We start from the raw sequence: 2,407 nt of genomic DNA, 5'->3' as shown, positions 1-2,407 counted from the left end.
CGGCGAGGAGCGCCGCGAGGCGCACGGCGGCGGTCTCGCGGTTGCGCCACTGGGAGCGGTGCTCGGAGGCCCGGACGGTGACGACACCGTCGGACAGCCGCCCCGCCAGCCGCTCCAGCGCCCGCTGCTTCCACACCTCGGGCAGCGCTTCGGTGGCGGCGAGGTCGAAACGCAGCTCGACCTGCGAGTCGGTGGTGTTCACGTGCTGCCCGCCGGGCCCCGACGAGCGCGAGAAACGCCACAGGAGCTCGGCCTCGGGCAGGAGGACGGAGCCGCGGATGACATGGGGACCGGACATGCCGTCCATGGTCCCGCCCCTGACCGGTCCGCGTCACCCGAATATCCCGGGTAAAGAAAGTAAAGCCACCTGGAACCTCGCGTGCTCCTCTCGCGTTCAGAGAGGTAGCTGTAGCTTCGTAGCCGTACGTACACGAGGGAAGGGACTCCCAACAATGGCTGTAAGCCTGTCCAAGGGTGGCAACGTCTCGCTCACCAAGGAGGCTCCGGGCCTGACCGCCGTCACCGTGGGCCTCGGCTGGGACGTCCGCACCACCACCGGCACGGACTTCGACCTCGACGCCTCCGCGATCGCGGTCAACCCGCAGAGCAAGGTGTACTCCGACGGTCACTTCGTCTTCTTCAACAACAAGCAGACCCCGGACAACACCATCGTCCACACCGGCGACAACCGCACCGGTGAGGGCGAGGGCGACGACGAGCAGATCAACGTCAACCTGGCCGGCCTCCCGGCGGACATCGACAAGATCGTCTTCCCGGTCTCGATCTACGACGCCGAGAACCGCAGCCAGAACTTCGGCCAGGTGCGCAACGCGTACATCCGCATCCTCAACCAGGCCGGCGGCGCCGAGATCGCCCGCTACGACCTGTCCGAGGACGCGGCCACCGAGACCGCCATGGTCTTCGGCGAGCTGTACCGCAACGGTGCCGAGTGGAAGTTCCGCGCCGTCGGCCAGGGCTACGCCTCGGGCCTGACGGGCATCGCCCAGGACTTCGGCGTCAACGTCTGACGGACGCCCCGCGCCGCGCTTCGGAGCCCCCGGCCCGCCTCCTTGTCGGCGGCCGGGGGCTCCGGCACGGGCAGGGCCTGTTCCAGGACTACGGAGCTTCGGGTCTTCGGGACTCCGGGTCTTCGGGACTCCGGGTCTTCAGGACTCCGGGTCTTCAGGGCTTCAGGGCTTGGACGGCCGTACCGGCTTCCCCTCCCCGTACAACCAGTCCGACCAGATTCCGTCGAAGTCCTTGTCCGGGGCCGACCTCTCCACGTACGCAGTGAAGCCGGCGGTGTCCGCGTTGCCGTGGCGGTGCTCCGCCGCCCAGCCGCGGAGGAGGGCGCGGAAGGCGTCGTCGCCGACCGTCCGCCGGATCCTGTGCAGGACCATCGCGCCGCGCTGGTAGACGGGGACACCGGAGATGTGCGCCGCGTCGGGCGGCCGCGCGGGCGGGAACGACCAGACCGCCTCGTTCGTCTCCGCGTCGGGGAAGTACGTCCCGGCGTACAGGGCGTCGAAGGTCTCCTGGGCGGTGCCGTCCCCGTGGTCCTCCCGCCACAGCCACTCCGCGTAGGTCGCGAACCCCTCGTTGAGCCACATGTCCCGCCAGGTCTTCGGCGTGACGGAGTTGCCGTACCACTGGTGGACCAGCTCGTGCACCAGGAGCAGGGTGCTGGGCGCCCCGGCGAACACGGGCCGGTTCTGGGTCTCCAGGGCGTACCCGGCGTCCTCGGGACGCTCGACGATCGCTCCCGCCGAGGAGAAGGGGTACGGGCCGAACCAGTCCTCCGCCCACTCCACGGCCTCCGGGAGCCGCGCCAGCACCGCACGGCTCGCCGCCGCCTGCCGCGGATCGACGGCGGTGTGGACGGGAAGGCCGTCGCGGGTCGTGGTGCGGCCGGTCTCGTACCGGCCGACGGCGAGCACGGCGAGGTAGCTCGCCATCGGCTCGGTGGTACGCCAGGTGAAGGTCGTCCGGTCCCCCTTGGTCCGCTCCCCCGCGGGTTCGCCGTTGGACACCGCCCGCAGGCCCTTGGGCACCGTCGCCGTGACGGTGTACGTCGCCTTGTCGAAGGGGTGGTGGTTGCCCGGGAACCACGCCATCGAGCCCGTCGGCTGGCCCAGCGCCACCGCCCCGTCCGCGGTGCGCAGCCAGCCCTCCTCGGAGCCGTCCGGGTCGGTGACGGTCACCGGGGCGCCGGAGTAGCGGACGACCACCCGGAACGTCCGGCCCCGGTCCAGTCGCTTCGCCGGCCGGACGGTCAGCTCCTGACCGGCGCGCCGCCAGCGGGCGGTACCGCCGTCGACGGTGACCCGCTCGACGTCCAGGCCCTCGAGGTCCAGGTTCAGCGCGGTCAGGTCCTCGGTCGCTCGGGCGGTGACCGTCGCGGTGCCGG

Annotated in this window: 3 protein-coding genes; 1 reads left to right on the top strand and 2 read right to left on the bottom strand. The window is 71.2% G+C overall.

All coding sequences use genetic code 11. The annotated features are described in order from the left end of the window. The coding region (gene arfB, locus AOK11_RS33410; RefSeq protein ID WP_055597425.1) for an alternative ribosome rescue aminoacyl-tRNA hydrolase ArfB at window positions 1-307 on the bottom strand (307 nt) is incomplete at its 3' end. Window positions 308-452: 145 nt separating this feature from the next. Between arfB and AOK11_RS33405 the strand changes: the two genes are divergently transcribed. Next, window positions 453-1,028, top strand: a complete 576-nt coding sequence (locus tag AOK11_RS33405) for a TerD family protein (protein ID WP_055597424.1) — start codon at window positions 453-455, stop codon at window positions 1,026-1,028. Between the two features lie 162 nt (window positions 1,029-1,190). On the opposite strand, the gene AOK11_RS33400 is transcribed toward AOK11_RS33405, so the two are convergent. Next, a partial coding sequence (locus AOK11_RS33400) for a M1 family metallopeptidase (protein ID WP_055597423.1) occupies window positions 1,191-2,407 on the bottom strand: 1,217 nt, incomplete at its 5' end.

The sequence above is a fragment of the Streptomyces hirsutus genome, assembly GCF_001418415.1.
In the GTDB taxonomy this organism is placed as follows: domain Bacteria; phylum Actinomycetota; class Actinomycetes; order Streptomycetales; family Streptomycetaceae; genus Streptomyces; species Streptomyces hirsutus.
Note: the sequence above shows the minus strand (reverse complement) of the source record. Positions and strands in the feature narration are given on the sequence as shown.

Coding starts and splice junctions, on each gene's coding strand:
- AOK11_RS33405 (WP_055597424.1), top strand. CDS start 453: ATGGCTGTAAGCCTGTCCAAGGGTGGCAACGTCTCGCTCACCAAGGAG.